Raw genomic sequence first — 4,097 nt, 5'->3', positions numbered from 1 at the left:
CGTTTGCACCGCAGTTGCGGGGCGTTCCTAAGGGGGTTATATCCATGGGAGACCCACAGGACATGCTGTCTTCGCCGCTCTCGCATCCGGTCACGCAAGAGCAGTTCGGCGACCTGGTCGGCGTGACCCAGCCCGTCGTCAGTGACCTGCTCACTCGCGGCATCTTGCTGGCTGGCCAGCCGGCGGCAACTTGGCTGCGCGCGTACACGAAGCACCTGCGCGAGCAGGCCGCGGGCCGCGGCGCCGACGGCGAGCTGGCGCGCGAGCGTGCCCGGCTGGCTCGCGAGCAGGCTGACCGCGTCGCGATGGACAACGCGGTGAACCGCCGCGAGCTGGCGCCGGTGTCGGTGCTCGAGCTGGTGCTCGCCAAGATGGCCGGCGATGTGGGCAGCCTGCTGCAGGGCCTGGTGCCGCGCGTGCGCCGCCGCGTCGACCTGCCCGGCGAGGCGCTGCGCATCCTCGACGAGGAGGTCACCAAGGCCCGCAATCGCGCCGCGGCGATGACGCTGGCGGACGCCGACGAAGAACCCGAAGAGGAGGACGAAGCTTGAACGACATGAACCACGTGATCGAGCTGGAGCGCCCGATGTCGCTCGCCGACCTCGGCACCGAGCAGCGCGACGAGATCAACGCGGCATTGCGCCGGGGCCTGCGCCCGCTCGAAGCCCCGACGCCTATGCGGCTGTCCCAGTGGATGGCCGAGCACTTCTACCTGTCGGAGGAGAGCAGCTACGAGCAGGGCCGCTGGGAGGCCTATCCGTACCAGGTCGCCATTGCCGACTGCATCGGCCACGACGAGATCACGCACGTGACGTGGCGGAAGTCGGCGCGCACCGGATACACCAAGATCTTCCTCGCAGCCATCGGCTACTTCGCCGAGCACAAGCGCCGCAACCAGGCGGTGTACCAACCGACCGACGAGGACCGCGACGACTTCGTCACCACCGAGCTGGAGCCGATGCTGCGCGACGTGAAGGTCATGCGCCGCGTGTTCCCGAAGTTCAATCGGAAGTCCAAAGACAACACGATCAAGAAGAAGCGGTTCCTCGGCTGCCAGCTGCACCTGCGCGGCGGCAAGGCCGCGAAGAATTACCGCCGCATCACCGTGGACTGCGTCTACTACGACGAGACCGACGGCTTCGACCGCGACATCGAGAAGGAGGGCAGCGCGTTCCGCCTGGGCGACAAGCGCATCGAGGGCGCGACCTTCCCGAAGTCGGTGGCGGGCAGCACGCCGAAGCTCAAGGGCTTCAGCCTGATCGAGGACCGCGAGCATCAGGCCGACGTGCGCTTCCAGTACTTCATCCGCTGCCCGCACTGCGATGAGGAGCACACCCTCGACTGGGGCGGCCGGGAAGCACGGCACGGCTTCAAGTGGACCGATGGCGATCCGGAGACCGTGGGCCACGTCTGCCCGCACTGCGGCGTGTGCATCACCCAGGCAGAGTACCTGGCGGCGTGGCGCGGGCGCTGGAAGGCGATCGACGGTGGTCATGGCGGCCTCTGGATCGACGAGCGCGAYCCGATCCAGCTGCGCTTCAGGAATGCGGCGGACGACGAAGTGGCGCCGCCCAAGCACGTGGCGTTCTTCTGCTGGACCGCGTACAGCCCGCAGGCGACCTGGGTCAGCATCGTGCGCGACTGGCTGACGGCAGCGAAGAAGGCCCAGGCCGGCGACGACAGCGACCTCAAAACCTTCATCAACACCACACGCGGCGAGACCTACGAGCAGGAGCTGGAGAAGACCGACGCCAGCCAGCTCGCGCTGCGCGGCAAGCACGGGCATCAACTTCGCACCGTTCCGCGCGGCGCCGTGAAGCTCGCCATCGGCGTGGACGTGCAGGGCGACCGCTGGGAACTGGTGGTGTGGGGCTTCGGCCGCGGCGAAGAGATGTGGGTGGTCGATGACCTGGTCATCTACGGCAACCCGGCCGACCAGCGCGAGTGGGACCTGAAGCTGGACCCGGCGATCAAGGCGACCTACCGGCATGTGTGCGGCGTCGAGATGACGGCCGACGCGGTGGCGATCGATACCGGCGGCCACTTCACGCACCAGTGCTACGTCTTCGTGCGCAACCGGCCGAACCAAAACCTATACGCGGTGAAGGGCGAGACACGGCTGGGCCGGCCGATCAAGAGCGCGAGCGTGTTGGTCGATGTGAACGAGCGCGGCAAGACGATCCGCAAGGGCGTGCGGCTGTGGCACGTCGGCACCGACACCGCGAAGGATCTGCTGTACGGCCGCCTGCAGGTCAGCCAGCCCGGGCCGGGCTACGTGCACTTCGCGCGTGACCTGACCGCCGAGTTCTACGATCAGCTCACCGCAGAGAGCCGGATGCTGGTGAAGACGGGCCGCGGCGAGGAGCACCGCTGGCTGAAGCCCGCCGGCAAGCGCAACGAGAAGCTCGACTGCACGGTGTACGCATTGTTCTGCGCGCAGATGCTCGGGCTGCACACGCTCAGCGACAAGCTGTGGGCGCGGCTCGAAGCAGGGCTGGAGCCGGATCTGTTCGCCGGTGGCGGGACGCTCGCGCTGAGTACGGAGGGTGATTCAGCGCCAGTGCAGACGTCTGCACAACCGAGCGCAGTGGCCGCGGCACCACCTCCTCCGGCACCGCCACCTGCAGCTCGACCACCCGCCGTCCGTCCCATCGTCCCGAACAACTTCATCGTCAGCGATTCTTGGAGCAGCCGCCTGTGAGCCAACCCCTCTTCCAGCACCAGCAGCAACCCCGTCCCGATGCCCACGAGATCAAGGCGGACGCCGCCACGCAGTGGGTGTTCGACATGACCGAGATCCTTCGCGATGACCTGGCCTTCCAGGAACCGTGGGCGAGTGCCATCGCGCACGAGATCGTGCAAGGCATGCGCGTGCGGTTTGGTGGCGACGATGTCTACGTACCGGCGCCGGACAAGTCGGCGCGAGACGAGCGCGTGCGCGAGATGTTCAACGGTCGGAACATCAAGGAGTTGATGCAGCTGTTCGGGCTGGCGCGCTCCACGGTCTATCGGATCGTTGGCCAGCGGGGACGGCCATGAGCGCGAGCGGCCAGATGCAGGCGGTCGGGGGTGCGACGGTCGGCGCACGGCCGATGCCGGAGCGCATTCCCCGGGCGGTGCTCACCCGCCGCCTGGAGCGACTCCTGGCGCGTGTCGATGCGACGCCCGAGCGCGTGGTCGAGCGAAAGAAGAGCCTGGTGTTCGGCATCGATGTGCGCGGGCCAGTGCGCGTGCGGGTCGATGCGATCTGGGTCTTCGGGAGCTACGCGCGGGGAGCCCTCGAATGCGGCGACGTGGACCTGATCATCCAGTCGCACATGGAATGGGCCGGTCCGGTCACGTTGGACGGTCGGCCCTACCTCGGCAGCAGGCTGCTTCCGGGCATCGGCAAGGTGATCAGCCCGGTGATCGGGCCGTTGCGCAACATCACCTTCGTGGATCACCACAACTACATGAGTGGTGGCACGGTGCTCGACGGCGATCAGGTGGCTCGCGACGTGCTGCTTCTGTGGAAGCCCGGGCTCGACTGGAGATCGGCGCTGCACGGCATTCCACTCGACCCGATCGCCGGGCGTGCGCCAAGGAAGGAGTGGGCCACGGAGGAGGAGCAACTCGAGGCGGAGCGGCTGCGCCATCGCATGCCTCGCGCCTACGCAGCACTGCCGACCTCGCTGCGGCAGCTTGCCTGCGTCGCTTGACGCCGAAGCCCTCGTCAACGTCCTCGGGTATTGCTCAGGGACGGGGCCGAGTGCTCCGTCCCAGCATTGCTCAGCCGAACTGGACTTCGGTGCTGCACAGACGTGTGCCTTCCGGCGCGCTGATGCTCAGGCTCAGGGCGTTCAAGCAAGCGGACCCTGGCAGCGCTGTCGATGCGAGCTGGCGGTGCCGCGAGAAAACGGCCTTGCCATCGACCGTGCCCGTCCACTCGGCGATGTACTTCCGCGATGGCACGCTGGCCTTCAACGGCTTCAGGTGAAACCGCTCGACGAAGGATTGCAGTTCCACCTCGGAGCTGATTCGGCCAAACACTTGCTCGATCGGAAGCCTGCTTCCCATGGGATGTGCTCCTAGTGGACGGGAGTTTGATCAACGCCAAT

The 4,097-nt window shown here is 67.2% G+C and carries 5 protein-coding genes; 4 read left to right on the top strand and 1 reads right to left on the bottom strand.

The features are described from left to right. From AC1D01_RS23405 to AC1D01_RS23390, 4 genes are all read left to right on the top strand, one after another. Window positions 1-551: terminase small subunit (locus tag AC1D01_RS23405; protein ID WP_477870570.1), on the top strand; the 551-nt coding region annotated here is incomplete at its 5' end. 5 nt (window positions 552-556) lie between these two features. Further along, the gene (locus AC1D01_RS23400; RefSeq protein WP_477870572.1) at window positions 557-2,701 is read left to right on the top strand and encodes a phage terminase large subunit family protein; all 2,145 of its coding nucleotides are present in this window, start codon (window positions 557-559) and stop codon (window positions 2,699-2,701) included. Continuing rightward, complete coding sequence (locus AC1D01_RS23395; RefSeq protein ID WP_477870568.1) at window positions 2,698-3,039, top strand: Mor transcription activator family protein; 342 nt, start codon at window positions 2,698-2,700, stop codon at window positions 3,037-3,039. The genes AC1D01_RS23400 and AC1D01_RS23395 overlap by 4 nt, the downstream gene beginning before the upstream one ends. Next, the gene (locus tag AC1D01_RS23390) at window positions 3,036-3,698 is read left to right on the top strand and encodes a nucleotidyltransferase family protein (RefSeq protein ID WP_477870566.1); all 663 of its coding nucleotides are present in this window, start codon (window positions 3,036-3,038) and stop codon (window positions 3,696-3,698) included. Before AC1D01_RS23395 ends, AC1D01_RS23390 begins: the two co-directional genes overlap by 4 nt. A gap of 70 nt (window positions 3,699-3,768) precedes the next feature. On the opposite strand, the gene AC1D01_RS23385 is transcribed toward AC1D01_RS23390, so the two are convergent. Continuing rightward, entirely contained in the window at window positions 3,769-4,056 is a 288-nt protein-coding gene (locus tag AC1D01_RS23385) for a hypothetical protein (RefSeq protein WP_477870564.1), read from the bottom strand. Window positions 4,057-4,097: the final 41 nt, after the last annotated feature.

This window comes from Rhizobacter sp. P3_B12, assembly GCF_056402895.1.
This window is presented reverse-complemented; position numbering and strand designations above follow the sequence as displayed.

What these genes read in the sequence shown, in the direction of transcription:
- AC1D01_RS23390 (WP_477870566.1), top strand. Translation starts at nt 3,036, where the DNA reads ATGAGCGCGAGCGGCCAGATGCAGGCGGTCGGGGGTGCGACGGTCGGC.
- AC1D01_RS23385 (WP_477870564.1), bottom strand. Translation starts at nt 4,056, where the DNA reads ATGGGAAGCAGGCTTCCGATCGAGCAAGTGTTTGGCCGAATCAGCTCC.